The organism is Actinokineospora diospyrosa (assembly GCF_024171925.1).
Taxonomy (GTDB): domain Bacteria; phylum Actinomycetota; class Actinomycetes; order Mycobacteriales; family Pseudonocardiaceae; genus Actinokineospora; species Actinokineospora diospyrosa.
The window spans coordinates 214,231-240,262 of sequence record NZ_JAMTCO010000011.1; the positions used below are offsets into that span (position 1 = coordinate 214,231).

General features: G+C 68.3%; 26 protein-coding genes. 12 read left to right on the forward strand and 14 right to left on the reverse strand.

Annotation, left to right across the window (positions count from 1 at the left end):
• Positions 1-83 precede the first annotated feature (83 nt).
• From LV75_RS23370 to LV75_RS23380, 3 genes are all read right to left on the reverse strand, one after another.
• The gene (locus LV75_RS23370) at positions 84-377 is read right to left on the reverse strand and encodes a DUF2516 family protein (protein ID WP_204449200.1); all 294 of its coding nucleotides are present in this window, start codon (positions 375-377) and stop codon (positions 84-86) included.
• 93 nt (positions 378-470) lie between these two features.
• Positions 471-1,073 (reverse strand): hypothetical protein, encoded by a 603-nt coding sequence (locus tag LV75_RS23375; protein ID WP_253889125.1) that lies wholly within the window; start codon positions 1,071-1,073, stop codon positions 471-473.
• Entirely contained in the window at positions 1,054-1,467 is a 414-nt protein-coding gene (locus tag LV75_RS23380) for a helix-turn-helix domain-containing protein (RefSeq protein WP_253889189.1), read from the reverse strand. The genes LV75_RS23375 and LV75_RS23380 overlap by 20 nt, the downstream gene beginning before the upstream one ends.
• Before the next feature lie 219 nt (positions 1,468-1,686).
• On the opposite strand from LV75_RS23380, the gene LV75_RS23385 reads away from it, so the two are divergent.
• The gene (locus LV75_RS23385) at positions 1,687-2,190 is read left to right on the forward strand and encodes a DinB family protein (RefSeq protein ID WP_253889126.1); all 504 of its coding nucleotides are present in this window, start codon (positions 1,687-1,689) and stop codon (positions 2,188-2,190) included.
• Here LV75_RS23385 and LV75_RS23390 read toward each other — a convergent pair.
• Positions 2,177-2,791, reverse strand: a complete 615-nt coding sequence (locus LV75_RS23390; protein ID WP_253889190.1) for a P-loop nucleotide/nucleoside kinase family protein — start codon at positions 2,789-2,791, stop codon at positions 2,177-2,179. The two genes, LV75_RS23385 and LV75_RS23390, sit on opposite strands and share 14 nt — an antisense overlap.
• Before the next feature lie 15 nt (positions 2,792-2,806).
• Positions 2,807-3,175, reverse strand: coding sequence for a TFIIB-type zinc ribbon-containing protein (locus tag LV75_RS23395; protein WP_308211022.1), 369 nt, complete (start codon positions 3,173-3,175; stop codon positions 2,807-2,809).
• A gap of 123 nt (positions 3,176-3,298) precedes the next feature.
• Between LV75_RS23395 and LV75_RS23400 the strand changes: the two genes are divergently transcribed.
• From LV75_RS23400 to LV75_RS23410, 3 genes are all read left to right on the forward strand, one after another.
• Complete coding sequence (locus LV75_RS23400) at positions 3,299-4,066, forward strand: 3-hydroxybutyrate dehydrogenase (protein ID WP_253889127.1); 768 nt, start codon at positions 3,299-3,301, stop codon at positions 4,064-4,066.
• Positions 4,067-4,086: 20 nt separating this feature from the next.
• A complete protein-coding gene (locus LV75_RS23405; protein WP_253889128.1) occupies positions 4,087-5,397 on the forward strand; it encodes an MFS transporter in 1,311 nt (436 codons plus the stop codon).
• A gap of 238 nt (positions 5,398-5,635) precedes the next feature.
• Positions 5,636-7,546: a helix-turn-helix domain-containing protein gene (locus LV75_RS23410; RefSeq protein WP_253889129.1), complete on the forward strand. Its 1,911-nt coding sequence runs from the start codon at positions 5,636-5,638 to the stop codon at positions 7,544-7,546.
• Between the two features lie 17 nt (positions 7,547-7,563).
• Here LV75_RS23410 and LV75_RS23415 read toward each other — a convergent pair whose 3' ends face one another.
• From LV75_RS23415 to LV75_RS23430, 4 genes are all read right to left on the reverse strand, one after another.
• Positions 7,564-9,864: an FtsX-like permease family protein gene (locus LV75_RS23415; protein WP_253889130.1), complete on the reverse strand. Its 2,301-nt coding sequence runs from the start codon at positions 9,862-9,864 to the stop codon at positions 7,564-7,566.
• A gap of 97 nt (positions 9,865-9,961) precedes the next feature.
• Entirely contained in the window at positions 9,962-10,642 is a 681-nt protein-coding gene (locus LV75_RS23420; RefSeq protein ID WP_253889131.1) for an ABC transporter ATP-binding protein, read from the reverse strand.
• Complete coding sequence (locus LV75_RS23425; protein WP_253889132.1) at positions 10,639-11,163, reverse strand: PadR family transcriptional regulator; 525 nt, start codon at positions 11,161-11,163, stop codon at positions 10,639-10,641. The genes LV75_RS23420 and LV75_RS23425 overlap by 4 nt, the downstream gene beginning before the upstream one ends.
• Before the next feature lie 67 nt (positions 11,164-11,230).
• The gene (locus LV75_RS23430) at positions 11,231-11,599 is read right to left on the reverse strand and encodes a VOC family protein (protein ID WP_253889133.1); all 369 of its coding nucleotides are present in this window, start codon (positions 11,597-11,599) and stop codon (positions 11,231-11,233) included.
• Between the two features lie 88 nt (positions 11,600-11,687).
• On the opposite strand from LV75_RS23430, the gene LV75_RS23435 reads away from it, so the two are divergent.
• Positions 11,688-12,161 carry a CGNR zinc finger domain-containing protein gene (locus tag LV75_RS23435; protein WP_253889134.1) on the forward strand — a complete coding sequence of 158 codons (474 nt, stop codon included), beginning with the start codon at positions 11,688-11,690 and terminating at the stop codon, positions 12,159-12,161.
• A gap of 30 nt (positions 12,162-12,191) precedes the next feature.
• Here LV75_RS23435 and LV75_RS23440 read toward each other — a convergent pair whose 3' ends face one another.
• A complete protein-coding gene (locus tag LV75_RS23440; RefSeq protein WP_253889192.1) occupies positions 12,192-13,400 on the reverse strand; it encodes a DUF445 domain-containing protein in 1,209 nt (402 codons plus the stop codon).
• Between the two features lie 86 nt (positions 13,401-13,486).
• Between LV75_RS23440 and LV75_RS23445 the strand changes: the two genes are divergently transcribed.
• The 4 genes from LV75_RS23445 (at position 13,487) to LV75_RS23460 (ending at position 17,801) form a co-directional block, all read left to right on the forward strand.
• Positions 13,487-14,653 (forward strand): pyridoxal phosphate-dependent aminotransferase, encoded by a 1,167-nt coding sequence (locus tag LV75_RS23445; protein WP_253889135.1) that lies wholly within the window; start codon positions 13,487-13,489, stop codon positions 14,651-14,653.
• 216 nt (positions 14,654-14,869) lie between these two features.
• The gene (locus LV75_RS23450) at positions 14,870-15,436 is read left to right on the forward strand and encodes an RNA polymerase sigma factor (RefSeq protein WP_253889136.1); all 567 of its coding nucleotides are present in this window, start codon (positions 14,870-14,872) and stop codon (positions 15,434-15,436) included.
• A complete protein-coding gene (locus tag LV75_RS23455; RefSeq protein WP_253889137.1) occupies positions 15,433-15,831 on the forward strand; it encodes a hypothetical protein in 399 nt (132 codons plus the stop codon). Before LV75_RS23450 ends, LV75_RS23455 begins: the two co-directional genes overlap by 4 nt.
• On the forward strand, positions 15,819-17,801 hold the full coding sequence (locus LV75_RS23460; protein WP_253889138.1) for a CHAT domain-containing protein: 1,983 nt from the start codon (positions 15,819-15,821) through the stop codon (positions 17,799-17,801). Before LV75_RS23455 ends, LV75_RS23460 begins: the two co-directional genes overlap by 13 nt.
• Here the strand turns inward: LV75_RS23460 and LV75_RS23465 are convergent.
• Entirely contained in the window at positions 17,727-18,578 is an 852-nt protein-coding gene (locus LV75_RS23465; protein WP_308211024.1) for a S8 family peptidase, read from the reverse strand. The two genes, LV75_RS23460 and LV75_RS23465, sit on opposite strands and share 75 nt — an antisense overlap.
• Before the next feature lie 1,564 nt (positions 18,579-20,142).
• Positions 20,143-21,585, reverse strand: a complete 1,443-nt coding sequence (gene yczR / locus LV75_RS23470) for a MocR-like transcription factor YczR (protein ID WP_443612909.1) — start codon at positions 21,583-21,585, stop codon at positions 20,143-20,145.
• Between the two features lie 59 nt (positions 21,586-21,644).
• Between yczR and yczE the strand changes: the two genes are divergently transcribed.
• The gene (gene yczE, locus LV75_RS23475) at positions 21,645-22,286 is read left to right on the forward strand and encodes a membrane protein YczE (RefSeq protein ID WP_253889139.1); all 642 of its coding nucleotides are present in this window, start codon (positions 21,645-21,647) and stop codon (positions 22,284-22,286) included.
• A 10-nt stretch (positions 22,287-22,296) separates the two neighbouring features.
• Positions 22,297-23,379 carry a calcium:cation antiporter gene (locus LV75_RS23480; RefSeq protein ID WP_253889140.1) on the forward strand — a complete coding sequence of 361 codons (1,083 nt, stop codon included), beginning with the start codon at positions 22,297-22,299 and terminating at the stop codon, positions 23,377-23,379.
• Positions 23,380-23,574: 195 nt separating this feature from the next.
• On the opposite strand, the gene LV75_RS35100 is transcribed toward LV75_RS23480, so the two are convergent.
• Together LV75_RS35100 and LV75_RS23495 are read right to left on the reverse strand one after the other, a co-directional pair.
• Positions 23,575-24,120: a Clp protease N-terminal domain-containing protein gene (locus LV75_RS35100; RefSeq protein ID WP_301319635.1), complete on the reverse strand. Its 546-nt coding sequence runs from the start codon at positions 24,118-24,120 to the stop codon at positions 23,575-23,577.
• Positions 24,121-24,330 carry an ECF-type sigma factor gene (locus tag LV75_RS23495; RefSeq protein ID WP_253889141.1) on the reverse strand — a complete coding sequence of 70 codons (210 nt, stop codon included), beginning with the start codon at positions 24,328-24,330 and terminating at the stop codon, positions 24,121-24,123.
• Positions 24,331-24,447: 117 nt separating this feature from the next.
• On the opposite strand from LV75_RS23495, the gene LV75_RS23500 reads away from it, so the two are divergent.
• Positions 24,448-25,257: a hypothetical protein gene (locus tag LV75_RS23500; RefSeq protein ID WP_253889142.1), complete on the forward strand. Its 810-nt coding sequence runs from the start codon at positions 24,448-24,450 to the stop codon at positions 25,255-25,257.
• Positions 25,258-26,032 lie beyond the last annotated feature (775 nt).

Below are 26,032 nucleotides of genomic sequence, written 5' to 3' on the forward strand. Positions count from 1 at the left end.
TGGGATGCGGGCCTCACCCGCAGTGGCGCCCAACCCCGGGACGATGAGGGTGCGTGGATCTCCCGAGCCGTGTGCCCGGGCGATCACCACCGCTGGCCGCGCTGCACCTCGATCAGCCTCGGCCGCACGTCGACGATGTAGACGAGCGCGGCGACCAGGCCCGCCATCCAGAAGATCCACCCGGTGCCCGCGAAGCTGAACAGCAGCAGGGCGGCGGTGGCGCCAGCGGTGATACCGACCCAGGCGGGCTTGGTGAGGCGCTCGGCGGCCGAGTACGCGTCCGGCCGCTGCAGCAGCGCGTGGATGAGCGCGAAGGCCGCGACCGGCACCGCGGCCCAGTCGATGACCTTCAGGATCAAAAGCGCGGAATCGGGCACCCCGTCAGCGTACGTGCGATCCACCCGGGTCCACCACAAGACCCCGCGCGCCCACCCGAGGGGTGACGCACGAGGTCAGGGGTCGGACCGTCGTCACTCGGCGGTCGGCTTAGCAGCGGGCTTACGAGCCGCGGGCTTGCGGTTGGCGACCCGACGAGAGGCACTACGGGCCTCTTCGGCTACCTCGTCACCAGCGTCAACCACGGCCTCGGCGACATCAGCGGCAATGGTCTCCGCCGTCTCGGCGGCCTTCTCGCCAGCCTCACGGGTCTTGCCGGTCACCTTGGCCAGCACGTCCTCGGCCAGCGTGCGCGCGTCCCCAGCGGCAACGCCAACGCGAGTCTGGGCAGCCTCGATGGCCTCTTCGAGCTTCTTGACCTGCGGCTGCGAGCGCAGCTTGCCGAGGGCATCCTCGCCGTGCTCCGCAAGGCCCTGGTAGAGCCGGAGCGCGGCGGCGGTGTACTCCTCGACGAGCTTGCGCAGCTCAGCCGGGTCGAACTTGCCGCGCAACTCGTTCGGGGTGGCCTCCGCGCGAGCCTTGGCCTTGTTGACGGCGTCAACCACGGCCTTCGCGGCGAGGTCACCGGCGCCGAGCGCGGCAAGAAGCGGGGTACGGGCCTGCTCGATCGCGGTGTTCACGGCGGCGGCAGCCTGCCCACCTGCCTTACGCACGTCTTCAGTCTTGGGCAGCGTCATCTTCACTCCTCGGTTCGGCTTCCACAGTGGACTTAGCGGCGGCTGCCTTGTCGGCGTTCTCCCTGCGAAAGGAGTCGTAGACGTCCAACAGCACTTGCTTCTGCCGCTCGGTCAGGTCACGGTCGGCGCGTACGGCGTCGGTGACCGGGCCCCCGGCCGGGAGGTCGAGGATCCCGGCCTGCACGTACAGCGCCTCGGCGGAGATCCTGAGCCCTTTGGCGATCTGCTGCAGGATCTCGGCACTGGGTTTGCGCAGGCCACGTTCGATCTGGCTGAGGTAGGGGTTGGAGACGCCCGCCAACCTCGACAGCTGGCGCAGCGAGATCTTGGCGGTGTTGCGCTGGTGCTTGATGTACTCGCCGATCCCGCGCCCGAGGTCGGCGACCCTGTCCATCGCACTGCCCTCGTTGTCGTCCACCGGTACCGCCTCCTCGTGCCGCTTCCGACGGTACGCCCCGGTGCTAGCTCCTGCAAGCGGACTGCTTGCGCAGGTCAGTGCGGTCGATCACAGCCACGCAGTGCGGACATCGCCACCGGATCGAGCGAACTCGGACGCCAACCGCAGGTTGGCCTGCCGAGCTCCGCACCGGATCGCTGCGCGAAGCTTGAGCACATGACTGAACGGATAGCTCCGCCGCTGACCGGCGGGGAGCGGGAAACGCTTCGAGCGTTCCTGGATTTCCACCGCGCGACGCTGGAGATGAAGTGCGCTGGCGTGCCGGAGGAGGACATGCACCGACAGGCGTCCCCGCCGTCGGAGTTGACCTTGCTGGGGCTGCTGCGGCACATGGCCGAGGTGGAGCGGACCTGGTTCCGCAGGGTCATCAACCAGGAGGACCTGCCGTTCGTGTGGTCCGACAGCGGCGACTACCAGCAGGCCTTCAACCTCGAAGGCGCCACAGCCGCCGAGGCGTTGGCGACGTGGCAGCGGGAGGTGGCGCACTCGCGCGAGGTCGAGAAGGCAGCGGAGTCGCTTGATGTGACCGGGTACTTCCCACGGTGGGAGGCAGACGTGTCACTCAGGCTCGTGATCCTGCATCTCATCCACGAGTACGCCCGGCACAACGGTCACGCGGACTTCTTGCGCGAAGCGATAGATGGCACTACCGGGGCTTGAGATGGCCTAAGACCCAGTCCGCCACGGCCTTCGTCGTGTCTTCCACCGTGGCATCTGTGGTGTCCAGCAGTCGCATCGGTGGGTCTGTCTCAGTCGTCTTCATCCACGTGTTGAAGGCGAGCATGTCGGCGATGCGCTGCTCGTCATCCCAGCCGCGCCAGGCAGGGCGGCCGCGCAGTCGGCGGGCCAAGACGTCATCGTCGGCCACCAGTGCGAGGTAGTGGATGTCCGAGAAGAGGGCGCGTTCAGGCCGACGTTCGAACTGGGGCGGGGCGACGGTGCCGCACAGCACCGTCGGGCGACCGTTCTGGTTGACCATGGCCGCCATCCGCAGCCAGGTCTGCCGGAACGACCCGTAGTCGTCCTCGGGGTCGCGCAAGGCGCCGATCCACAGCACGTCCTGCTCCAGGACGACGGCGTGGTCGCCTAGGAGCGCGCCAAGGCCGCGGCACACGGTGGACTTACCGGTGCCGCTTGGCCCGGTCAGGGCGAACATCGGGAGCCGCGAGAAGGGCTCCCGATGTCCGCACAACCCGCAGACCAGGACATCACCGTCGACCCGAGGTACGTCGGCCCACTCACCGCAGGCCGCGCAGATCATCGGGTTCAACGGCGACTAGTCGAAGAGGTCTTCGAGGAAGCTCTTCTTCCGCCTCTTGTGCCCATAGTGGCCACCGTGGCCGCCATGGTGGCCGTACCCGGGAGGCGAGTCGCGGTACCCAGGGGGCGAGTCGCGGTAGCCGGGCGCGTACCCCTGAGGCGGGTACGGCGCCGCGGGAGCCGGGTAAGCGGCAGGAGGCGGCGTCGGCGCACCCTGGTACGGGGGCGGCGGTGCCGCCGCCGTGTAGTGGCGCTGCTCAGCCGCGGCAATCTGCTCGAGCTCACCACGGTCGAGGAAGATGCCCCGACACCCATCGCACTGGTCGATGTGCACGCCAAGGCGGTCGACGGTGCGCATCACGTTTTGGCACTTCGGACAAATCACTTCATCAGACTACGCAGTTACTGGTGCGCATGTCGGCATAGCCACGATCAACATCTGTGAGTACCAGGTTGTAGGCGTCGCACACATGGTCGATCGGGACCGCGCTACCTACCGTGATCAGCTATGACAAGTGGTCCGGATCACATCGGCGACCTCGCCGGGCGCACCGCCCTGGTGACCGGCGGCGCGAGCGGGATCGGCCGGGCATGCGTGCTCGCGCTGGCGGCGGCGGGCGCGAAAGTGCACGTCGTCGACCGGGCGGGACCCGCGGCCGAGGCGGTCGCCGCCGAGGTCGGCGGGGTGGCGCACGTGGTCGACCTCGCCGACCCCACCTCGGTGGCGGCGTTGCCCGCCGAGGTCGACGTCCTGATCAACAACGCCGGGTTGCAGCACGTCGCACCGCTGCACGAGTTCCCGCCGGAGCGGTTCGAGTTGATCCAACTGGTGATGGTCACCGCGCCGTTCTTGCTGGTCCGCCGCGTCCTGCCGCACATGTACGCGGGTGGGTGGGGGCGGGTGGTCAACATCTCCAGCGTCCACGGCTTGCGGGCCAGCGCGTACAAGGCTGCCTACGTCACCGCTAAGCACGCGCTGGAGGGCCTGTCGAAGGTCACCGCGATAGAGGGCGCACCGCACGGGGTGACGAGCAACTGCGTCAGCCCCGGCTACGTACGCACGCCTCTAGTGACCGGGCAGATAGAGGCGCAGTCCCGCGCGCACGGGGTGGGCGCCGACGAGGTCGTAGAGCAAGTGCTCTTGGACCGGTCGCCGATCAAGCGGCTGGTCGAACCGGAAGACGTCGCCGCCACCGTCGTGTGGCTGTGCGGCCCGCACACCGCCAATGTCACCGGCACCTCGATCCCGGTCGACGGCGGCTGGACAGCCAACTGAACCGATAGGAGTGACCCGCCATGTCCAAGCCATTTGTGCGGATCGTCGGCGCGAGCCTGATCGGCACCACCATCGAGTGGTACGACTTCTTCCTCTACACGTCGGCCGCAGCTCTGGTGTTCAACAAGCTGTTCTTCCCGACAGCGGACCCTCTTACCGGCACGTTGCTGGCGTTCCTGACCTACGCGGTCGGCTTCATGGCCAGGCCCATCGGCGGGCTGATCTTCGGGCACTACGGCGACAGAATAGGTCGCAAACGCTTGCTCGTCCTTAGCCTGTTACTGATGGGCGGGTCTACCTTCGCGATGGGCCTGCTGCCGACCTACGCCGCTATAGGAGCGGCCGCACCGATCTTGCTTACCGTGCTGCGCTTGGTCCAAGGGTTCGCCCTGGGAGGCGAGTGGGGCGGTGCCGTGCTGATCGTCTCCGAGCACGGGTCTCCAGAACGGCGCGGGTTCTGGGCGTCTTGGCCGCAGTGCGGCGCTCCGGGCGGGAACCTGCTGGCCACGGGCGTCTTAGCGCTGTTGGCGACGGTCCAGTCGGATGCGACGTTCCTGGCCTGGGGTTGGCGTGTCCCGTTCCTGCTGTCCGGCGTCTTGGTGCTCATCGGACTCTGGATCCGGCTGACCGTGACCGAGTCACCGGTGTTCCTCGACGCCCAGGCCAAAGCAGCTCAACACGCGGAGCCACATGTGCCGGTGGTGGAGGTCTTCCGGAACAGTTGGCAACGGGTCCTGGTCACCATCGGCGCGCGTATGGCCGAGAACGTGTCCTACTACATCATCACCGCCTTCATCCTGGTCTACGTCACCACCGGGTTGGGCTTGGCGAAGACAATTGGGCTCAACGCCGTGATGATCGGCTCCGCCGTGCACTTCGTCAGCATTCCGCTATGGGGTGCGCTGTCTGACCGCCTCGGGCGGCGGCCGGTCTACCTGTTCGGTGCCGTGGCCATGGCGGTGTGGGCCTTTGTGTTCTTCGCGCTTCTGAACACGCGCTCGCCTGGCGTCATCATCTTGGCGGCCACGGTAGGCCTAACGCTCCACGGCGCGATGTACGGCCCGCAAGCGGCCTTCTTCTCCGAGCAGTTCCCCACGCGGGTGCGCTACACGGGCCTGTCAGTGGGAGGCCAACTGTCCTCGATCGCCGCTGGAGCGCTAGCGCCGCTCATCGCGACGGCCTTGTTCCAGCGGTACGGGAGCACACTGCCGGTGTCGCTCTACCTGGTGGGGATGTGCGCGATCACCACCGTCGCGGTGCTGGCCGCGCGGGAGACCCGTGGCCAATCGCTCGCCGAGCCCGAGCCCACGACCGCTCGCGTACCGGCGTGACCCGGCTGTGCACTCCTGTTCCTGCTCGATGGGGCGGACTTGGTTTGCGTGTGTGTGGACACCCGTAGCGTTTCCTCGCGGCAGGGCCAGTCATTTCGGCCCCTGCTTTGCGGACCTTCCACGGGTGTCGTAGGGGCCCCACGCAAACAAGTCCGCCCTATCGAGCCAACCGCTCGGGACCGTCCACGAACCGGGCGGCCCCGAGCCGTACACGCGGTTGGTGCGGATTGGTGCGACCATGTCGTCCGTGAGGGCCCACGACGCCGTGCGTGAACTGGTCGGACTACTCGCCACCGGAGCGAGTGGAGAACGGCTGGCCCAGGTAGCGGTAACAGCACGGGCAGCAGGGCTGAATGCTGATGAGCTTGCCGCCGTCGACCAGGCCGCCGAGTACGCCCTCCAGGTACGGCAGACCCTCGTGGCGCACCGCAGGCGCGAGGCAGAGCTAACCGCCCTCTTCGACACAGCCAGCGACCTGGCACGTCTACGCGACACGGACGCGGTACTGCGATCGATCGTGCGGCGGACGAGGACGCTGCTACGGGTCAACGTCTCCTACCTGACGCTCAACGACGAGCAAACCGGCCGGACATACATGCGAGTCACCGACGGCTCGGCGTCCGCCCTGTTCCAGCAGGTGACGCTAGGGATGGGCGAGGGCCTGGGAGGGCTGGTAGCGCAAACAGCCCGGCCTTACGCCACCCGCGACTACTTCGCCGACCCTCGCTTCAGACACACGACGCCTATCGACTCGTCGGTGCACGATGAAGGTATTACGGCGATCTTGGGCGTCCCCTTGGCCGTTGGCGGCAAGGTCATCGGGGTCCTGTTTGCCGCAGACCGCTCAGCCAGGGACTTCTCACCAGACGAGGTCGCCTTGGCATCGTCCCTGGCAGACCACGCCGCCATCGCGATCGACAACGCACGGCTGCTCGACGAGACCCGCCTAGCGCTCGACAACCTCAACACCGCGAACGGCACGATCAGCGCCCACAACGAAGCCATGCGGCGCGCCGAAGACGCTCACGACAAGCTCACCGACCTGATCCTGCGTGGGGGTGACCTACCGGAGATCGCGGCAGCCGTGGCGGAGGTGCTCCACGGCGACATTGCCGTGTTCGACGCAACCGGGGTAGAGCTTGCGCACGTCGGGGACAGCCAGGCGTCTGTGACCGATGAGGCTGTAACCGCCGCTCGGACCTCAGGCCGCGCTGTGCCAACCGAAGACGGTTGGGTCTGTGCGGTCCAGGCAGGGCAAGAGCTTCTCGGCAGCCTCCTGCTCACTGGCAGGCCTGACCTGGCAGACGCGGATCGGCGGCTGTTCGAACGCGCGGGCGTGGTCACAGCGCTGCTCCTCATGCTGCGCCGGTCAGTCGCGCAGGCCGAAGACGAAGTTCGTGGCGAGTTGTTGACAGACCTGCTCGCCGCGCCGGACCGCAATCCCGCCGCGCTCGTGGCGCGTGGCCACCGCTTGGGGGTGGACCTCGGCGAGGCCTACGCGGTTCTGGTGATCACGGCGGACCAGGTGTCCCGGCGGCGCCTTCTCTCCGCGGCGAACCGTTTCGCGGTGCTGATCGGCGTGCACGCGGATCAGGTAGCCCTACTCGCACGCACCGACGACCCCAGCGCTCTTGCCGCAAGAGTCGCCGAGTCTCTTACTTCCACTGTGGACTCACCGGTGACCGTTGGCGCTGCCGGACCTGCGTGCGGCGTCGAGGGTCTAGTGGCCGCACACACTGAAGCGATGCGCTGTGTCCGGTCAATGCTGGCGTTGGGCCGCACTGGCGAAGGCGGCACTATGTCCGACCTCGGTTTCGTTGGCCTCTTGCTCGGTGACGCCGACTTGGAAGGCTACGTGCACAGCACACTTGGCCCTGTCCTGGAATACGACGACCGCAGGGGAACCGAGCTCCTACGTACCATCGAGGCCTACTTCACCGCGGGCGCCAACCTCACCCGGGCCAAAGAGAACCTCCACGTGCACGTGAACACGGTCGTCCAGCGGTTGGAGCGGATCGGTTCCCTGCTCGGCGCTGACTGGCAAACCCCTGAGCGTGCTCTAGAGATCCAACTCGCGCTGCGCTTGTTCCAACTCACCTCCTCCCAGCGAGCGGCCCAAGGCCACACGCCAGAGGCCGACCCCCAGTGACGGCCTCTGGCGGTGCCTCACTCAGTGCGCAGCGAGTCCAAGCGGGTAGCGCTACGCAGGAACGGCAGGGTCAACAAAGAGACGAGTAGGACAAGAGCTGCCGCGGTACCCGCCATGGTCGTAACACCTACCCAGTCGATGAGCAGCGGGTTGTGCATGACCAGCATCATCTGCACCGCCAAGACCGTCCCCAGCAAGACCGCGACCACCACGCCGAGGGTGATCGGTATCGCGATCTGCCAAAGCAGGGAGCGGGCGAGAACTGCCGTCGGGACCCCGCCCGCCGCTAGGACAGCCAACGGGCGCTTGCGCTCCCGGATGTGTTCCACAGCCAGCACAAGCAGGCTGAGACCAGCCAACAAGAGTGTGAACACCGCACCGATCAGCAGACCGCGGCGGATGGTCAGGTAGGTCTCCTGCTGGCTGTTGTAGAGCCTGCTCTCGGACGTTGTCACCCCCGCCCGCCACGACAGCGGACTCAGGGCATCCCTCAAGCGATCTCCCGCAGCCGGGACGGAATCGTTGAGTTGGATCGTGTAGGTCGCTGCGGCCTTGATCGGGGGGAGTTGCGCGATGGCACCAGGGGTCAACAAGAGCATGGCTTGGATGTAGGCGTCCGGCCCGTCGCGGTAGGGGATGGACACGATGCCCTGAGGCACGACCCACTCACCCGCGGGTGCCATCCCGCTGGAGTTGTCGAAGGAGGGGACGTAGATGGTGGTTTTGCTCCCGGTCGGGAACGCCGACAAGTCGATGTCGTCCTCGCGGTAGACCTTGCCGTCGACGCAATCGGGGACCTTGCGCATCCTGGTGGCGAGATCGCAGTTCATCACCTCGGCGAGCATCGTGCGGTCACCGATGCGCAGCTCCACACTGCGGGTGAGGCTCCACGCACCCACCGCGGGCGATGAGTCGAGCACCCGCTCGGCCTCGGCCATCCCGGGCTGGAGGACGTAGGCGCTCGCACGGGTGTAGCTGGTCGTGTACTGGTAGGTGATCTCGAGCTCGTCAGCCTGCGAGGCGAAGGTCGCCTGCATCGCGATGGCACCGGCGAGCACGACAGCGACACCGCTCACGACCCGGGAGGACGTGCCGCTGTCGAGCTGCAGCCTGCGGACCGCCATCTGCCACGACGTCGGACCGCCGCGCAACCGGCTGACCGAGCGCTCGACCAGCCACGGCAGCAGCGCGGGGACCCCGAGCAGCACGAGGGTCACCCCGGCAGCGACGGTGACCGCCCAGATCGCCGAGTCGGGCGGACCCGTCGTCGCGTCCTGGTTGACCCGCCAGCCCAGGATCACGATCCCGGAGATGACCACCGCGAAGCGCCAGAGCATGCGCCTGCTCGTCGGCTTGCTGTGCCGGACGACGCCGAGCGGCTCGATGATCGTCCGGCGCAACGCGAACTGCGCCGCGAACACCGCCAGCACCGGCGCGGCGAGCACCACCAACCCGGCCATCCACCAGACCGGGACGATGTCGTCGGGGTACACGCTCGCGCCGAACAAGGTGACCTTGGCAGCCAACTGCCGCCCGATCAGGAACAGGCCCGCACCCAGCACCAGCCCGGACATCGAGCTGACCAGCGCCTCAGCCGCGGCGACCCGGCGGATCTGCCTGTTGTCGCAGCCGACGAGCCTCAGCGCGGACAGCCTGCGGTCGCGCTCGATGCCCGCGATGCGGGTACTGGACACCAGGAAGATGAACACCGGGATCAACACGGCGATGCTGCCGAGCAGGAGCAACAGCAGCGCGTCCTGCTCCAGCGGTCTGCCGTCCTGCGGTGGGAAGCCGAACTTGTAGACGGAGTACACGCGCAGCGCGGGCGAGTCCTGCAGGTCGGCGCTACCCAGGTAAGCGATGAGTTCCTGCGGATCGCGGACTGTCTGGTGGTCGATGGTGCCGACGACCCGCTCGGTGAAGCGGTCGCGCAGCGCGGGTTCGGTCATCACCTCGGCCAGCGCCTTCGACACGAACATCTCGCCCGGCCCCGGCAGCCTGGGGATCCCCGCGGGCACGGGCGAGTTCGCGCCGGTGCCCCGCAGGTAGACCATGCCGATCCGGCGCCCGTCCGCCAACGACGGCAGGGACACCTGCAACGTCGGCGCGACACCGGCGATTGGCGCCATGTCGGGCGCGGTCGAGAGCTCACGCGCCGCCCGCGCGTCCAGGATCGGCCCGACGGAGGCGGCGAGCAGCAACACCGCCACCGCGAGACCGACCCCGATGGTGCTGAGCACGAACCGCGCCAACGAGGTCCGACCACCCGAGATGGCCAACCGCACGCCGATCCCGAAGTCGTTCAACCAGGCCCTCACCGGACCGCCTCTCCCCCTCGACAACCTGTGTGGACCTACTCGTCACCCGCGCCCGCGCACCCGGGAACCACGCGGATCCCCACGCACCGGGCAGCGCTTAGTGGGCTAACGCGACCTGACGGGTCTTACCGTCGCGGACGACGACCTCGCGGTCGGAATAGGCCGCGACCCTGGCCTCGTGCGTGACCAGCACGATCGAGGCGCCGGTGTCGCGGGCGGTGTCCACGAGCAGGCGCATCACCTGCTCGCCGTTGAACGAGTCGAGCGCGCCGGTCGGCTCGTCGGCGAAGACCACCTTGGGCCCGGTCACCAGTGCCCTGGCCACCGCGACCCGCTGGCTCTGCCCGCCGGAGACCTCGCCGGGGCGCTTGTCGAGCAGGTGGCCGACCTCGATCCGGTCCATCCACTCCTTGGCCTTGACCTCGGCGTCCTTGCGGCGCATCCCCCCGAGCCGCAGCGGCAGCGCCACGTTCTCCACACAGGACAACTCGGGGACGAGCTGGCCGAACTGGAAGACGAAGCCGAACTCGGTGCGCCGCAGGGCACTGCGCTCCTTGTCGGTCATCCGGCCGAGTTCGCGGCCGCGGAAGGCGACCGTGCCGGAGTCGGGCGCGACGATCCCGGCCAGGCAGTGCAGCAGGGTCGACTTGCCCGACCCGGACGGCCCGAGGATGGCGACGATCTCGTTGTCGTGCACCAGCATGGAGGCGCCGTCGAGGGCGGCGGTGCGCCCGAAGGCCTTCCCCAGGTTGGTGCCGCTGAGCAGGACCTCGCTCACCCGGTCACCTGCTTGGCCAGGTCAGCGAGGCGGGCCGCGGTCAGCTCGAGCCACCGCAGGTCGGCCTCCAGGTGGAACAGCGCGTGGTCGCAGATCAGCTGGTCGGTGAGGTCACCGGCGCGCTTGCGGGCGGTCAGCTCGCGCATCGACGCCAGGTGCGCCGACCGCTGCGCGTCGAGCACCTCCTCGGCGTCGCGATCGGACATCAGCGCTAAGACGACCTTGGTGTAGAGCGCGCTCTGCAGGTAGATCTGCGGGTTCTCCGGGGTCACGAGCCACTCCGAGACATCGGTGACACCCGCGTCGGTGATCGCGTAGCGCTTGCGCTCAGGTCCCCCACCAGCTTCAACACCGCGCTCCTCCACGAGTCCGTTGCGGAGCAACCGGGACAGCGTCGAGTAGACCTGGCCGTAGGCGAGCGGCCGGTCGTGCCCGAACCGCTCGTCGTAGACGCGCTTGAGGTCGTATCCGTGCCGAGGACCGGTCTCCAGCAGCCCGAGCAGTGCGTGTCCGATTGACATGCCGGACACTGTACCCCACGTGTATACACCTGAGGAATAGCAAGGTGATCAGCGCAAACGCACGCGCTCAGCAGGCGCAGAGGCAGAACGGGTGCCCGGCGGGGTCGGCGTAGACCCAGAACGAGGTGCTCGACCGGTCCAGCAGCCGGGCGCCGAGCGCGACGGCCCGCTCGTGCGCGGCGGCGAGGTCACGCACCTCGAGGTCCAGGTGCACCATCTGCTGGCGCTCGGGGTTCGGCCAGGTCGGCGCCACGTAGTCGTCGATGCGCTGGAAGTCGATCCGCCCGCCCTCGCCCCGGATGGTGGACCAGGCGTTGTCGTCGGCCGGTTCGGCGTCCTTCGGCCAGTCCAGCAGTTCGGCGTAGAAGCCGGACAGCGCGAGCGGGTCGGGGCAGTCGAGGACGACGGCGGACAGGCGGGGAACAGCGGTGGTCATGGGGTCTCCCGGGGTAGGCGTAACCAGCTAAAGGAGTATGCGAGTTAGCTCGGGGAGGAGCAACCGGTATTCGGCCTACAGTGGTGTCGTGAGTAGCGCTGAGGACAGCAGCGACAGCGATGTGGAGCTGCTCCTCGACTTCCTGAACACCACCGACTTCGAGCAGCACACCGACCTCTTCGATGACCCCGTGGGCTGGCAGGCCTGGCTGACCAGCCGGAACCTGACCGACGACCCCGCTGCCCGGGCCATCCGGGACGGCCTGCGCGCGGCGATCGGCGGCCACCCCGCCCCGCCGCCACCGCCGACCGCGGTCCGGATCGAATTGGTCGACCAGACGCCGACCCTGGTCGCCACCACGGCGGCCGGTGCCGCCCTCGCCGCCGCCACCCGGCTCGCGGTCCTCGGCGAGTGGCACCGGATCAAGATCTGCCCGGCCGACGACTGCCGCTGGGCGTTCTACGACCGCTCCCGCAACCGCTCCCGCACCTGGTGCTCCATGCGCGTCTGCGGCAACCGGGAGAAGGCCAGGGCCTGGCGCGAGCGCGCCAAACTCGGCTGACCCCTGGCGCGGGTACGCCGCCGGACCCGGCTAGCCGATCACCTGCGCGACCGCGTAGATCAGCAGACCGGCGAGCGCGCCGACCACGGTGCCGTTGATCCGGATGAACTGCAGGTCGCGGCCGACCTGGAGCTCGATCTTGCGGGCGGTCTCGTCGGCGTCCCACCGCTGGACGGTGTCGGTGATCAGGGTGGTGATCTCGTCCCGGTAGTTGAGGACGATGTACGCGGCCGCGCCCTCCAACCAGCTGTCGGCCTTGGTGCGCAGGCCGTCGTCGCTGGCCAGCTTGGTACCTAGCGTGGTCAGACCGGAGCGGACCCGGGTGCGCAGCTCGCTTGACGGGTCCTCGGCGGCGTCGAGCAGCATCTTCTTGGCGGTGGACCAGGTGGAACCGATGAGGTTCTGCACCTGGGGGTGGTCGAGCACCTGCTGCTTGACCGTCTCCGCGCGGGCCATCGCCTTCGGGTCGTGCTGCAGGTCGGCGGCGAACTCGCCGAGGAAGGTGTCCAGGGCGACCCGCATCGGGTGGTTGACGTCGGTCTTCACCGCCCAGGCGAAGTTCACCACCTCGCCGTAGACCTTGTCGGCCACCAGCGAGTCGAAGAACTTCGGCGACCACGACGGCGCCCGGTCGGCCACGACGTTCATGACCTGGTCGTAGTTCCCCTTGACCCAGTCGTAGGCGCGATCGCACATCAGGTCGACCAACTTGTGGTGCGACCCGTCGGCGAACACCCGCTCGAGCAGCTTGCCCAGCGGCGGACCCCAGGGCACGCCCACGATGCGCGACACGACGGCCTGCTCGACCACGGCCTGCACGTCGTCGTCGCGCAGCACCGTGACCGCCCCGCGCATCACCGTGGCCAACTCCGAGGTGACCCGCTCGGCGTTCTCCGGTTTGGCCAGCCACTGCCCGAACCGGGCGGCGACCCCGACCCGGCGCAGCCGCTCCCGCACGACCTCCTCGGACAGGAAGTTCGTGCCGACGAACTCACCGAGGCTGTCGCCGAGCGCGTCCTTCCTGGTCGGGATGATCGCGGTGTGCGGGATCGGCAACCCGAGCGGCCTGCGGAACAGCGCCGTGACGGCGAACCAGTCGGCGAGCGCACCGACCATCCCCGCCTCGGCCGCCGCCTTCAGGTACCCCACCCAGCCGGGCGCGCCCGCCGACTGCCAGAAGGTTGTGACCAGGAAGATCGCCGTCGCCGCGCCGAGGAAGGCCAGGGCGACGAGCTTCATCCGACGCAGCGCGAGCCGCTTCTCGACCTCGCCGGGGACCGGTGCCAGTTGCTCCACACCCCCATTCTCCGTGAGGATTGCCTACCGTGCCCCGAACCAGCCTCGTGCCCCGCCTACAGCCGTTCACCTCGACGATCTTCGCGGAGATGACCGCGTTGGCCGTACGCGCGGGCGCGGTCAACCTCGGCCAGGGCTTCCCCGACACCGACGGCCCCGCGGGCATGCTCACCGCCGCCCAGGAAGCCATCGCCTCGGGCGTCAACCAGTACCCACCCGGCCCCGGCCGCCCGGAGCTGCGGGCGGCCATCGCCGAGCAACGGGCCCGCTACGGCACCCAGTTCGACCCGGACACCGAGATCCTGGTCACCGTCGGCGCCACCGAGGCGATCGCCGCCGCCCTGCTCGCCCTGGTCGACACCGGGGACGAGGTGGTGCTGTTCGAGCCCTACTACGACTCGTACGCCGCCTCGGTCGCCCTCGCGGGTGGACAGCGCCGGGTCGTCGCCCTCGTCGAGGAGCCGTCCGGCCGGTTCGGCCTCGACGTGGACGCCCTGCGCGCCGCCATCACCCCGCAGACCAAGGTGATCCTGGTCAACACCCCGCACAACCCGACCGGCACCGTCCTGACCCGCGACGAGCTGACCGCGATCGCCGAGCTCTGCCAGGAGCACGACCTGCTGGCGATCACCGACGAGGTCTACGAGGACCTGCTCTTCGACGGCCGGGAACACGTCCCACTCGGGTCGCTGCCCGGGATGGCCGAGCGGACCCTGACGATCTCCAGCGCGGGCAAGAGCTTCAACTGCACCGGTTGGAAGATCGGGTGGGTGTGCGGCCCCGCCGAGTTGGTGGCGGCGGTGCGCGCGGCCAAGCAGTTCCTCACGTTCGTCGGTGGCGCGCCGTTCCAGCCCGCCGTGGCGCACGCCCTGCGGTCCGAATCGGCCTGGGTGGCCGACCTGCGGGCCGGGCTGGCGGACAAGCGGACCCGACTGTCGGCCGGGCTGGCCGAGGCCGGGTTCGGCGTCCGCGCCGCCGAGGGCACCTACTTCGTGTGCGCCGATGTCCGCCCGCTGGGCTTCACCGACGGCCTGGAGTTCTGCCGAGCCCTGCCCGACAAGATCGGCGTCGCCGCCGTCCCCGTGCAGGTCTTCACCGACAACCCGGACCGCTGGCGCCACATCGTCCGGTTCGCCTTCTGCAAGCGCGACGAGGTGCTCGACGAGGCGATCTCCCGATTGCACCGACTTCACTGATTGCGCATCACCTTCCTTTCTGCCGCTGTGTCCAGGAAGCCACGGCGGCGATCGGGCTGTCATCACTCAACAAGGTGACGTTCGTTTATCCACAATGGCCTCATTCATCCACAGGCCGGGCGGATCGACTTTCACACCTTCGAGGGTCGCCGGGAGCGGCCGACCGGAAGGCCCCGTCTGAAGCGGCGAACAGTCCACTTCAGAAGGGAGAGCAGCGTGAATGCACCGTCCACTCCGGACTTGTTGCGCGCCGCGCTCGACGGGGACCAAGCCGCGTGGCGCGAGCTGGTCGGCCGCTACGCACCGCTGGTGTGGCAGGTGGCCAGGGCGCACCGGCTGAACGTGGCCGACGCGGCCGACGTCAGCCAACGCACCTGGATCACGCTCGCCGAGAAGGCGGTCACCATCCGCACCCCGGAGCGTCTGGCCGCGTGGCTGGCCACCACGGCCCGGCGCGAATGCCTGCGGGTTATCAACGCGCGCCCGCGCGAAGTCTCCACGGACCGGATCGACTGGATGCTCACGCAAGACGACCATGGCCCTGAGGCGTCGGTACTGCGATCCGATCGCGACGACCTGTTGTGGCGCGCTTTCGAACAACTCAGTCAGCGCTGCCGTCGACTGTTGGGCCTAATGGCGTTCGCGCCAGAACTCAGTTATGCGCAATTGGCCACGGCTACCGGAGTGGCGAACGCCAGCGTGAGCACGACTCGATCCCGCTGCCTGGATGTCATGCGGCGGAAGCTGGCGATCCTGGGCATGCCGGAGGGGGCAACAGGATGATCACCGACGACGAGCTGCTCGCCGAGCTGCGCACGGTGCTTGACCGCCTCGATCCAATGCCGAACCGAGTGCGGGAGGCTGCCGCCGCGGCGGGCGCGCTACTGGGCATCGATTGGGCGGAGTTGGACCTGATCGCGGCGCCGTGCGTGCCGGTCCGGGGAGTTCGAGAGGCGTGGCGGGGCGACGGCCTGGTGGTCGAATTGAGCAACCGGATCACTGGACTCGTGACCCGCGACCTGGGTGTCACGCACGTCGAGCTGCATTCCCGCGATGGCCTGACGATCTTGCACCTCGACCCGTTCGGCACCTTCTCCACCGAACTCCCGGACGGCCGGGTCCGGCTGGTCCTGCACCGCAGCAACGCCGTCCCGCTCGTGTCGCCATGGCTGCGGTGACCTGGAAGGCACTCCAGGTCTCCGCCGTGGCTCTGCACGAGACAGGTAAGACCCGGCAAGCGCGAACGGTCGCTGAGGCTGCCCTGGCTGCCGCCGCGTCCGAGGATGAGCGCGCAGAATCGCGGCTCACCCTGGCCTGGGTCCATCACCAACTCGGCAATAGCGACTCGAGTGCCCACTTCATCGAACAGGTTCATGACGCGCGTGCCGGTTGCCTAAACGGTCTCCTCCTGTGCCATGACGGCAAGCACGCGGCGGCGCTACCGGTGCTAGAAGCCGCCTCGGTCGATCCATCACTAGACCTGCGGTGGAGAGCGAACGCGCTCGTCGGCGTAGGCATCTCCGCCGCCTACCTCGGGCACTTCAGCAGGGCGGATCAAGCACTCGATGACGCATACGAGCTCTACACAGGACTGGGTGAGCTTGAGCGCGCAGCGACCTGCAGGCACAACCAGGGCTTCGTCGCGGCGGAAGCTGGCGACCTTCCTCGAGCCCTGGCCCTGTACGACTCGGCAGATATAGATCCGACAAGCCGACCAGAGGTGCTTGTCGACCGCGCGAAGGCATTGATGGGGAGCGGTCTATTGCAGGAGGCCGGGGTGGCGCTGTCTCGGGCAGGGAGGCTGCTAGGAGCAGCCGGGCGTGGACCCGCCTACAACGAAGCCATGCTCGCCTATAGCTCGTGCTGCTTGCGCGCAGGCAAGGCAGAAGCAGCTCTCACGGCAGCGCAGTCGGTCGACTCACATGAAGGTAGAGCTTTGGCCGCGCATGCACGCATCGCATTGGGCGAGCAGGTCGACGTCAACGGAGTCGCCATGAATTGCGATCCGATCGTGGCGGCCCGGTTGCGGTTGGCGGCCGATCAAGCGTCACTTGTCGCCGCTCAGCGCTCATCGACAGTTCCCGCACTACGCGCGCTTGGCTGGTTGGCGCAGGCACGGCTGGCCCGGACAAACGCCGCCGCGCTCGTCGCCTGCCGAAACGGACTTCGAGCCGACCCGCGCTCGGTCGAGCTGGCAGCGGCGGGACGAGCCGCAGCCACCCACCCGCGGACGGTGTTCACCTGGGTTGAGCGAGAACGCGCAACCCTCGACGGACTAGGGCAGGTTCCGACCCCGGCCGAGATGGTCAACGCTCTCGGTAGCACCACCTTGCTGAGTTTCTACAACCACAACGGATGCACGTCAGCCGTGTCGGTGATCGACGGCCGCTTCCGTCTGCATGACCTCGGCCAGGTAGACCCAACTGCTGTCCGAGCCTCGATGACCCTTCTAGCCACAACCGGCCATGGCGAAGACGCGGCCAATCGCGCGCTCGATGAATTGGACCAGCAGATCTTCTCGAAGATCGACATACCTAGACAACCGCTGTTGATCCTGACGAGAGAATTGCACTGGATCCCGTGGGGAGCCTTCCCGACGCTGCGCGGGCTACCAGTCGTGACGGCCCCATCAGCCCTCCACTGGCTACGCGCCGAAGGTGACGTCCCACCCGGGCATCTCTGGGTCGCGGGACCACGGCTAGAGCACGCGGAGTTCGAGGTCGTGGAGCTACACCAAGAGCACGGGGGCACGTTGCTCGTCGGCGCCGATGCCACCGTGGACGCCGTGCTCACAGCGATGGCGGACGTGGGCACCGTGCACATCGCCGCGCATTGTGCGCACCGCCCGGGTGCCCCGCTGTTCTCGTCCCTAGAGTTGGCGGATGGGCCTCTATACGGCCACCACATCGCTCGGATCCCGCGTCTACCTGCCCGGGTAGTGCTATCGGCGTGCGAATCCGCTCTTGACCTGCCGAGGGTCTTCCTCGACCACGGCGCACGCTCCGTTGTCGCCAGCACTCTGCCGGTTGTGGACGCCAGAGCGGCGGCGCTGGTCAGAAGCCTGCACCGGGAGCTAGCCGAAGGCTCTGAAACCGGTGTCGCGCTGGCCCGGCACCCTGGTCTCGGGTTTGTGGCGATCGGCCGCTGACCGAGCTAGTTCGGCGGCCACTTGGGGGGCGGCGAACGACGTGCCACTCCACCGAGCGGCCCCATAGAGGCGCTGGCCACCGACTAGCCGCACATGGGCGCTCACGATGTCGACGCCTGGCGCAGTGCGGTCGACCCACTCACCGCAGTTGGAGAATGGAGCCAAGGTGCCATCTGGTCCTGATGCGGCTACCGCCGTCACGGAGGGCAAGGCCGCAGGCCAGAACGGCCGTGTCGTACTGGAGTTGCCCGCGGCGGCCACCACTGTCGGCCAGAACGCCAACTCGTCGGCAAGAACAGGCGGGCAACGGTTGTCGGTTGTGTGGCACCCCGCGCTGATCAGGAGAACGTCGATGCGTTCGCCACGAGCAGCAGCCAGGTACCGCGCCCTACGCAACGTGGTCGCAACAGTCCGGTCATCTGTCAAACCTTGCGCCGACAGAACCGGGTACTGGCGAATCGTCACGCCAGGTGCATGTCGCAGGAGGACGCCGGCAACGAATGTTCCGTGGCCGGCCTGCCGGTCGGCGACACCATCACCGTCGCCATCGAGGACCTCTAGCCCCCAGTGGCCGAACCACGGGCGGTTCAGGAACCACGGGTGTGGATCAATACCTGTGTCGAGGACGAGCACAGTCGCCTGTTTCGCCCACGTCTCTCGTGGGGGTTCCGCCGGTAGGTCCGCCGACACAGGTTCAGCTCCGGTGCCGTGCATGACGGGTGCACCCGTCAGGACCGTGTGGACATGGTTGACCGAGACCGGTACGCGATCCGCCATGTCAGCGGCAACTTGGACGCAGTCGACACCCGCGCGTAGGCGCACCACCGCGTGCTCGGCGGGGTCAACCGATTCGATCCACCGGTCCAGGGCGCGCACGGTCGTCGAGAGCGCGGACCGCGGCACAACGAGTTGCCCCCGACGGAGCAGGCACTCGCCGGGTCCATCGGGATCGTGCAAGACCAAATCACGTTCGCGTTCGGCCAGACGGGACAGTGGGGTAGCACTGCGGTCGGTGTGCACAACGGACACCGTGACGTCGCAACCACGCACTCGCTCGGAAGAGGCGCGACATTCACCCGGTCCGGTGGATTCCACGGTGGGTGATCAAGGCGATGGTGGGTTCCGCGCACCCGGCGCCGTGCACCGTCTTTCCGGGTGGAACACACGCGGTTAGGGTGCAGAAGGATGGCCCGGTGCTGGATAGTGACCTGGTCACACCGGTCTGTGGCGGATCGATGAGGGAACCGGGATGGCGGTGATGCGCGTGGCACGGTCAGTCGTCGGGTCGCGACTGCTGTTCCGGCTCGCGGTCACCGGTGGGTTGATGATGGCCGCGTGGGTGATGGGAGTGCTCTTCGCGAGCACCTCGGCCGCGGACACGGGGATGGGCTTCTACACACCGCCGCTCGACGGCGAGTCTGCCTACTCCGGGGCCATGGCCAACTCCGACCACGCCCCGACCCGCCCAGCCGCCGTACAGGCCAGCGTCTCCGGTGCCGTCACGAACGCAGCATCAGAGACAACCGGCGGAACCGTGGTGAACAAGGTCCCCCCTCCTCCGCCAGCAGTGGTGACAGCACCCGCTATCCCGGCTAGTGCCCCTGCACCGGTAGCTCTGTCCGCGCCTGCGGAGCCCCAAGCGGCACCTGCGCGCAAGAGCGTCAAGGCGCACAAGCACGCCGCCAAGGCCTCTCGTAGCGCCGCTGCGGTCCATAGACCCAGCGCGGCGCCGCCGCCCCAGGCAGCGCCGCCTGCCAAGCCAAAGCCCCCTGCTGACGGGCCTCAGGCCGAGTCGGGCAAGACACCCAAGTTCCCCGCGCCACCCGCCCCGGCCTGCCCAGCGGCCCCGGGTTCGGCAGCGGCACCGACGTGCGACAACGGCGGTCACGCCAGGGGCTTGCTCGGTGTTCTTAGTGATCGCGCGCGGGTAGTGCCGCCGTACGCGACAGGCGTAACGTCGAGCAACGCGATGCAGCCACCGGGTGATGTCACCGGGCTGCTCACCTCATCGCCCGACTGACCCGGGCCGATCCCACAGGACCGGTCTGTCCCTGACCGGTCGCTCCCCGCGGACCACTCCGCGCGGAGCCGTCTCCGAAGCCATCTCCCGAACCCGATCTGCCGACCGCGCCCGGTCAGATCGGGACCTGGCCCCGGCGCCGCGATGCCCCCGCGGCGCCGGGGCTCCCCCCTCGGCTACCCCTGGTGGTCGGCACAACGCGGGGCTGTGCCGACCACCGGGGTCCTTGCCGAGGTCGAAGCGCACTTGGTGGCGAAAGGTCCAAACAACTACGCCATCCAGCGCACTGGTTTTGTACCGCCTCGGCCCCGCTGGGGCCAGCTAGGCGACCGGGATTAGACCGTCGGAACCGAGCGTTCCAGGCGATCCGGTGACGCCTGCCGCCACCGTGGCCAGCCTGCGCACCGCCTCGACCAGCGATTGAGCCGGTAGGGTGTACGGTAGCCGGAGCCTGCGATCCAGGCCACCGTGAACGCTGAACCGCGAGGCCGGGGCGACCCTGACCCCCACAGATTGCGCCGCCACGGCGATCCGCGTGCCGATCGGCGCGGGGAGCTCGCACCAGAGGCTCAGGCCGCCGCGCGGCACGTCGAACGACCAGTCCGGGCAGTACTCGGCCAGCGCGTTGACCAGCACGGTCCGGTTCGCGGCCATCTCCGCCCGGCGCTCCCGCAGCATCGGCTCCGGGTCCGCGTAGAGGTGCGCCAGCACGAGCTGCTCGAAGACCGGGGAACCCAGGTCGAACGCCCGTCTAGAGGCCGCCAGCCTGCCGATCACCTCTTCAGTCGCCCGCACCCAACCGAGCCGCAACCCACCCCAGTGGGACTTGCTGGCCGAACCGACGGTGATGACCAGGTCCTGTTCAAAGCACGCCATCGGGGGCGGGCCGTCGAGAGGATCGCCGTCGAGGTCGAGCTCGACGAGGGTTTCGTCAACGACCGTCGGCGTGCGGGCCCGTCGCAGGATCGCTGCTAGCCGCTCCCTCCCCTCGGAGTCCAAACGACGACCGGTGGGGTTCTGGAAGTCGACGATCAGATAGGCCATTCGAGGAGCGGCCTGGCGTAGGACCACCTCGACGCCCTCTAGGTCCCACCCTTCTTCAGGCATGGGAACCGGCACCGGCATGGCGTAAGCGGAGCGGATGGCTTCAAGCGCGTTGTTGTAGGTGGGCTGCTCGACAAGGACTCGATCGCCGGGGTTGGTCATGGCGCGGAGGACCAAGGCCAAGGCGTGGTGGGCACCGTTGGTGACCAGGATCTGGTCGGGGGTGGTCGGCAGGCCGCGAGCGGTGAAACGTTGGGCCAGTCGTTCACGCAAGATGTCGATGCCGTAGCCGAGATAGCCGTGGCGGGATAGCTCTAACGCGAAGGCTCCGCGCACAGCGTCAACTGCCAGCCCAACGCCGGGGAGCGCACCTGGAGCCGCTGTAGCGAGGTCAAGGGGCTGGAAGCGCTCGGGGAAGAGTTCGTTGGCAGGCGACGCAGGCAGGGTTGTCCGCGACCCTGAGCCTCGCCTGCTGACGATCAGGCCTTCCTCGCGGAGTTGGTCCCACGCGGAGGCGACGAGGGTCCTGCTGACGCCGAGGGTGGCGGCCAACTCCCGTTCGGCGGGCAAGGTCGTTCCGGGCGCGAGTTGGCCGTCGAACAGCAACAGGCGGATCCCGGCGGCTAGACCGGCGGAACCCGCCTTGTTGCCTTGGTCACGCCACTCACCGAGCATGCGGACCAATCGTGCAGCTGAGACCCGTCCTCCAGGGGGAAGCATGGGCCAATTGTCGCAGATTGGCCCTCGATGTAAGGCCAATCTTGGGTAACCATGTGTCCATGGCCCCCACCAACCTGTCCCCCGTCCCGCTGCGGACCAGCCCGGGTCGACGGCTCCCGCAACTGTTCGTGGGCCTCGCGCTCTACGGCATCAGCACCGGTATGCAGATCGAGGCCGCGCTCGGCCTGGCGCCGTGGGACGTGCTGCACGAGGCACTGCACAAGATCACCGGGTTGAGCTTCGGCACCGTCACCGCGTTGACCAGTTTGCTGGTGCTGTTGTGCTGGATTCCGATCAAACAGCGACCGGGAGTTGGCACTATCGCGAACGTCTTACTCGTGTCGACCTCAGTTGACCTCACGCTGTGGGTAATGCCGACTCCTAGTGGCATGGTCACGCGGGTCGTACTCATGGTCGTCGCCGTTGCGCTTAATAGTCTTGCTACGGCTGCCTACATCGGTGTGCGCCTCGGCCCGGGCCCCCGCGACGGGCTCATGACCGGGGTCTCCGCTCGATCCGGCTACGCGATCCGCTGGGTGCGCACCGGGATCGAGGTCGTGGTCCTCGCGTCGGGATGGCTGCTAGGCGGGACGGTCGGGATCGGCACGTTGCTCTACGCGCTCGCGATCGGGCCACTCGCCCAGGCGTTCCTCCCCATCGTGACCTGGCGTCCGCAGGCCGAGGCCAAAATCGGACACTAGGGTCGGTGGCATGACCACCGCCCCGACGCTGCCCCGCTGGAGCTTGGCCGTCCCCCCGTTCGCCCTCCTCATCCTCATCCTCTCTTACGGCCGTGACCTCGGCGCCGTGCTCATAGTGCTGGTGTGCGTGGGTCTTGCGTTGGCGGTGACCGCCGCCGTGCACCACGCCGAGGTGGTGGCACACCGGGTCGGGGAACCGTTCGGCACGCTCATCCTGGCCGTCGCGGTGACGGTGATCGAGGTCGCGCTGATCGTGACGTTGATGATCTCCGGCGGGGAGAAGGCGGCGGCCCTGGCCAGGGACACCGTGTTCGCGGCGATCATGATCACCACGAACGGCATCGTCGGCCTGGCGCTGCTGGTCGGCTCACTGCGGCACCGGGTCCAGGAGTTCCGCGCGCACGCCTCGGGCGGGGCGCTCGCGGTGCTCACGGCGATGGTGACGTTGAGCCTCGTGCTGCCGACGTTCACCTTGAGCACTGCGGGGCCGACGTACTCCGGCTCGCAGTTGGCGTTCGCGGGGGTCGCGTCGCTGGTGCTGTACGGGGTGTTCGTGTTTGTCCAGACGGTTCGGCACAGGGACTACTTCCTGCCGAAGACGAGCCTTACCGAGGATGACCACGCTGAGGCGCCTTCGAGTCGGACTGCGTTTTCCAGCCTTGTACTGCTCTTGGCCTGCCTTGTCGCGGTAGTCGGCCTGGCTAAGACTGTTTCCCCGACGCTAGAGGCGGCAGTTGAGTCTGCCGGAGCACCCGTGTCATTTGTCGGCGTTGTCATTGCTTTGCTGGTACTGCTACCGGAAACAGTTGCAGCTGTCCGAGCCTCTTTGCGTAACCGACTCCAGGTAAGCCTCAACCTGGCTTTGGGGTCGGCATTGGCGAGCATCGGACTTACGATTCCGGCAATCGCGGTTGCATCGATCTGGTTGGCCGGTCCGCTGACACTTGGCTTGGGGCCCAAGGAGTTGGTGCTACTGGTGTTGACCGTGCTGGTGAGCATGTTGACCTTGGTCACCGGCCGGGCAACCTTGCTGCAGGGAACGGTGCACCTGACCTTGTTCAGCGCTTTCCTGTTCCTCGCGGTAACCCCGTAACGGGGGAATCCGGAAAAAGTTGGTGCGAACAGACCGGAATCCGTGGACACTCGGTTGTGACAGATCTGTCAACTCCGAGGAAAGGGGGTTCGGTACGAGAATGTTCACTGGCACCGCCGGTCGGACCTGCGCAAGGCGCACCACCAACACGGACACCGACGCACGTCCCCGCCGCTGGGGCGCAGTGCGATCGGTTCAGGTGGTAGCGAGGTAAGTGCTGACCTTCTCATGGGTCACCCCCAGGGAAGCCAGTGCTTCCGCGGCGACACCGCCGACTTTGATCAGGGCGAGGAGCAGGTGTTCGTCGCCAATGGACTTGTCACCGCGGGCCAACGCCTCGCGGAGGCTCAGTTCGAGGACGCGCTTGGCGTCACGGGAGAACGGGACCCGCCAGCGGGGACCGAGCGAGCGTGGGCGTCGGGTCGCACCGGAGAGCGCACCCGCGCCGTGGGTCTGCTCGACGGCCGCGACAACCGCCTCGACGTCGATGCCGAACTCGCCGAGGGCGGCCGCGTCAGCATCGGACAGGCCGCCGCGCCTGCGGATGGTCTCGACGGCGGTTCGGGCCGAGGCGGTGGTGACGGCGTGTTCGGCGAGGACGGCGGTGCCGCGGGTGCCGTCCTGCTTGAGGAGTCCGAAGAGCAGGTGCTCGGGTTCGATCAGGGCCACCTCGTCCTGCTCGGCGAGGTGGACGCCGTCGCGGACGACGAGGCGGGCCGCCTTGGTGAAGCGCTCGAACATCTAGTTCCTCCCGTACTTCTTGTGCACGGCCTGCTTGCTGACGCCGAGTTCGGCCGCGATCTCCTGCCAGGACCACCCACTGAGCCGCGCGCTGCGCACCTGCACCGCTTCCAACTGCTCCAGCAGCTTCCGCAGTGCGGCGACGGCCCGGAGACCCACTCGGGGATCCCGGTCACCCGCCGCGCTGGCCAACTGTGTTGCTTCTGCCATGTCGTCAACTTACGTTGACGACGGGCTGGTTGTCAACCCAGGTTGACGACCGTCTCGTGGCCTAGACCAGTGCCCGGGCACTGGGCGGCATGATCGAGATTCTGGGAGCATCGGGTCATGCCGGAGATCGCGGTGGCGGAAGCGGCTGGGGTTGGCCTGAGCGGCGAGGAGCGGCCGAGCGAGGACGTGGTGCTGGTCCTGCCCGGGGCTGTGCTCCTGCTGGACGGGGCCACGTCCATGCGGGAGGACCTGCCGAGCGGGGGTGTCTACGCGGGCGAGTTGGGGGCCCAGTTGGCGGCGCGGCTCACGGCCGCGCCGGAGCTGGACCTGGCGGACCTGCTGGCAGGGGCCATCCGCTCGGTGGCGCGGGGCAACGGGTTCACGCCCGGGGACAGTCCGTGTAGCACTGTGGCGATCGTGCGGTGGGACGCGGAGGTCGTCGAGGCGTTGGTGTTGGCCGACAGTCCGGTCGTGGCCTTCGTACCGGAGCCGGACGTCGTGGAGGACCAGCGGTTGCGTCATGTGCCGCGGGGCAGTTACCGGGATCGATTACGCGGGGGTGGTGGCTATTCAGCAGATCACGTGGCGGCGGTGAGGGCGTCGGCGCGGAAGACGTCGGCATTGCGGAATCAGGAAGGGGGGTACTGGGTGGCAGAAGCCGTCCCGGCGGCGGCACACCGGGCAATCCGGCGGTCGTGGCCGAGGGAGTCCGTCCGGTCCGTCCTGATGGCGAGCGACGGGGTGTCCTGCGGGGTCGACGACTACGGGCTGTTCGGCTGGGGTGAGGTGCTCGACCTGGCGAAGGAGGCCGGGCCAAAGGCGGTGCTGGGCGCCGTTCGGGACGCAGAGCTGGGCGATCCCGGCGGAACCCGCTGGCCCCGCCCCAAGGCACACGACGACCAGGCCCTGGTCGTGATCGGCTTCTAGGTCCCACACACCAGACCGCGCGTCGGGCCGGGCGCACCCGCCTCACACGAACTGGGCCATTCGCACTGAGTCGCACCCGCCGGATCAGGCCCACCGGGGCCGCACAAGCAGGGCCGGGCCAGGCGTGCTGGACCTGACGTGCCGGAGCCGAGCGTGCCCAGCCAGCGTGCCGAGTCGAGCCCGGCACGTGCTGAGCCGGACACTCCAAGCCAGCCGCGTCTAGCCGGACGGGACGGGCTGTACGGGGCCGAGCTAGGCCCGTACCGGGTCCGGCGTGCCGAGCCAAGGCTGCCGGAGCCTGACCGGGGGCGGAGATGCAGAGCCGCGCCAGGCCAGGCACGCCAAGCCAGCCGAACCGGACCGGGCTAGGCGTTGCCGAGCTCCGCGTGCCAGGTCTGACACGCCAGGCCAGACGTGTCAGATGCCTGACGTACCGGGGTCGGAGATACCGAGCCAAGCGCGCCGGACCAGGCCGGACATGCGGAGCCCGGCGGTCCGAACCGGACGTACTGGGGTCGGGCATGCCGGGGCCAGCCGCACCAGGGTCGGAGATGTCGGGTGCGGACGTGCCAAGCCCGGCGGGCCGGGCTGGGCCAGCCCTACCTGGGGCGGAGATGCTGAGTCAGAGATGCCCAGCCGGACAAGCCGAGCAGGCGCGCCGGGCTGAGGCGTATGGGCCAGACATGCCGAGGCTTGACGTACCGAGGCGGAGATGCCGAACCCCGGGCAGCCGGACCGGGACGGACATGCCGAGCCCGGCAGACTGGGCCGGGCG